The 3,169-nt window shown below is 55.3% G+C and carries 1 rRNA gene and 1 other annotated feature (1 of these 2 running past the window's edge); the gene reads left to right on the top strand.

Annotated features, from left to right (window positions below):
* Positions 1–2,970: a sequence feature (most likely nonfunctional fraction of RNA operon), on the top strand; it begins 1,577 nt to the left of the window's first position.
* A gap of 82 nt (positions 2,971–3,052) precedes the next feature.
* A 5S ribosomal RNA gene (gene rrf / locus EDD67_RS13740) occupies positions 3,053–3,169 on the top strand.

Genomic DNA, 3,169 nt, shown 5'->3' on the forward strand with positions numbered 1-3,169 from the left:
TCGGGGGACGGGCGAAACGCCGGGCCGCTGGTTAAGCTGGCAAGGGCGCACGGTGAATACCTTGGCACTGGGAGCCGATGAAGGACGGGACGAACACCGATATGCTTCGGGGAGCTGTAAGTAGGCGTTGATCCGGAGATTTCCGAATGGGGAAACCCCTTATCCGTCACAGGATAAGATCCGCACCTGAATATATAGGGTGCCGGAAGGCAGACCCGGGGAACTGAAACATCTCAGTACCCGGAGGAACAGAAAGCAACAGCGATTTCCTGAGTAGCGGCGAGCGAAACGGAATCCAGCCCAAACCGAAAGGCTTGCCTTTCGGGGTTGAAGGACACTCCATACGGAGTTACAAAGAGCGCGCGTAGGTGAAGCGGCCTGGAAAGGCCCGCGGGACAAGGTAACAGCCCTGTAGCCGAAACGCCCGCTCCTCCGGAGTGGATCCTGAGTACGGCGGGACACGAGAAACCCCGTCGGAATCCGGGAGGACCATCTCCCAAGGCTAAATACGACCCAGTGACCGATAGTGAACCAGTACCGTGAGGGAAAGGTGAAAAGCACCCCGGGAGGGGAGTGAAAAAGATCTTGAAACCGTGTGCCTACAAGTAGTTGGAGCCCGTTTATGGGTGACAGCGTGCCTTTTGTAGAATGAACCGGCGAGTTACGATGACGTGCAAGGTTAAGCCGAAAAGGCGGAGCCGCAGCGAAAGCGAGTCTGAACAGGGCGCATGAGTACGTCGTTGTAGACCCGAAACCGAGTGATCTACCCATGTCCAGGGTGAAGTCCAGGTAACACTGGATGGAGGCCCGAACCCACGTAAGTTGAAAATTACGGGGATGAGGTGTGGGTAGGGGTGAAATGCCAATCGAACTCGGAGATAGCTGGTTCTCCCCGAAATAGCTTTAGGGCTAGCCTCGGGGGAAGAGTGTTGGAGGTAGAGCACTGATTGGACTAGGGGTCCCTACAGGATTACCGAATTCAGTCAAACTCCGAATGCCAATCACTTATCCCCGGGAGTCAGACTGCGAGTGCTAAGATCCGTAGTCGAAAGGGAAACAGCCCAGACCATCAGCTAAGGTCCCCAAGTATACGTTAAGTGGAAAAGGATGTGGAGTTGCTTAGACAACCAGGATGTTGGCTTAGAAGCAGCCATCATTGAAAGAGTGCGTAATAGCTCACTGGTCGAGTGACTCTGCGCCGACAATGTACCGGGGCTAAACGTATCACCGAAGCTATGGATAGACACCTCAGGTGTCTGTGGTAGGGGAGCGTTCCAAGGGCTTTGAAGCATGACCGCAAGGACATGTGGAGCGCTTGGAAGTGAGAATGCCGGTATGAGTAGCGAAAAGAGGGGTGAGAATCCCCTCCGTCGAAAGCCTAAGGTTTCCTGAGGAAGGCTCGTCCGCTCAGGGTCAGTCGGGACCTAAGCCGAGGCCGAAAGGCGTAGGCGATGGAAAACTGGTTGATATTCCAGTACCGCCTTGTTTCCGTCCGAGTGAAGGGGGGACGCAGGAAGGTAGGGTAAGCGCACCGCTGGAAGCGTGCGTCGAAGCAGTGAGACTGGGAAACAGGCAAATCCGTTTCCCGCGAAGGTTGAGCTGTGATCGCGAGTGAAATTCAGTAGCGAAGTTCCCGATCCTACACTGCCTAGAAAAGCCTCTAGCGAGGAAACAGGCGCCCGTACCGCAAACCGACACAGGTAGGCGGGATGAGAATTCTAAGACGCGCGGGAGAACTCTCGTTAAGGAACTCGGCAAAATGACTCCGTAACTTCGGGAGAAGGAGTGCTCCCCGGGGTGAATAGCCCGGGGGAGCCGCAGTGACAAGGCCCAAACGACTGTTTACCAAAAACACAGGTCTCTGCGAAGCCGCAAGGCGAAGTATAGGGGCTGACACCTGCCCGGTGCTGGAAGGTTAAGAGGAGGGGTTATCCCTTACGGGAGAAGCTCCGAATCGAAGCCCCAGTAAACGGCGGCCGTAACTATAACGGTCCTAAGGTAGCGAAATTCCTTGTCGGGTAAGTTCCGACCCGCACGAAAGGTGCAACGATTTGGGCACTGTCTCAACGAGAGACCCGGTGAAATTATATTACCTGTGAAGATGCAGGTTACCCGCGACAGGACGGAAAGACCCCATGGAGCTTTACTGCAGCTTGATATTGGATGTTGGTACAGCTTGTACAGGATAGGTAGGAGCCTTGGAAACCGGAGCGCCAGCTTCGGCGGAGGCATTGGTGGGATACTACCCTGGCTGTACAAACATTCTAACCTCGAACCGTGATCCGGTTCAGGGACAGTGTCAGGCGGGCAGTTTGACTGGGGCGGTCGCCTCCTAAAGTGTAACGGAGGCGCCCAAAGGTTCCCTCAGAATGGTTGGAAATCATTCGCAGAGTGCAAAGGTATAAGGGAGCTTGACTGCGAGACTGACAAGTCGAGCAGGGACGAAAGTCGGGCTTAGTGATCCGGCGGCCCCGTATGGAAGGGCCGTCGCTCAACGGATAAAAGCTACCCTGGGGATAACAGGCTAATCTCTCCCAAGAGTCCACATCGACGGGGAGGTTTGGCACCTCGATGTCGGCTCGTCGCATCCTGGGGCTGAAGTAGGTCCCAAGGGTTGGGCTGTTCGCCCATTAAAGCGGCACGCGAGCTGGGTTCAGAACGTCGTGAGACAGTTCGGTCCCTATCCGTCGCGGGCGCAGGAAATTTGAGAGGAGCTGTCCTTAGTACGAGAGGACCGGGATGGACACACCGCTGGTGTACCAGTTGTTCCGCCAGGAGCATCGCTGGGTAGCTACGTGTGGACGGGATAAGTGCTGAAAGCATCTAAGCATGAAGCCCCCCTCAAGATGAGATTTCCCATCACATTCGTGTGAGTAAGATCCCTCAAAGACGATGAGGTAGATAGGTCTCGTGTGGAAGCGTGGCGACACGTGAAGCTGAGAGATACTAATCGATCGAGGGCTTAACCAACCAACAGACCGCTTGTAAGACACACGGTTCATTCATTCGCGTTATCCGGTTTTGAGAGGGCGAAGCCCTTATCAAAGATCAGTCCAGTGACGACGGCGGAGAGGTCACACCCGTTCCCATGCCGAACACGGAAGTTAAGCTCTCCAGCGCCGATGATAGTCGGGGGCTCTCCCCCTGTGAAAGTAGGACGTCGCTGGGC

The sequence above is a fragment of the Salisediminibacterium halotolerans genome (assembly GCF_003814815.1).
Lineage (GTDB): Bacteria > Bacillota > Bacilli > Bacillales > Salisediminibacteriaceae > Salisediminibacterium > Salisediminibacterium halotolerans.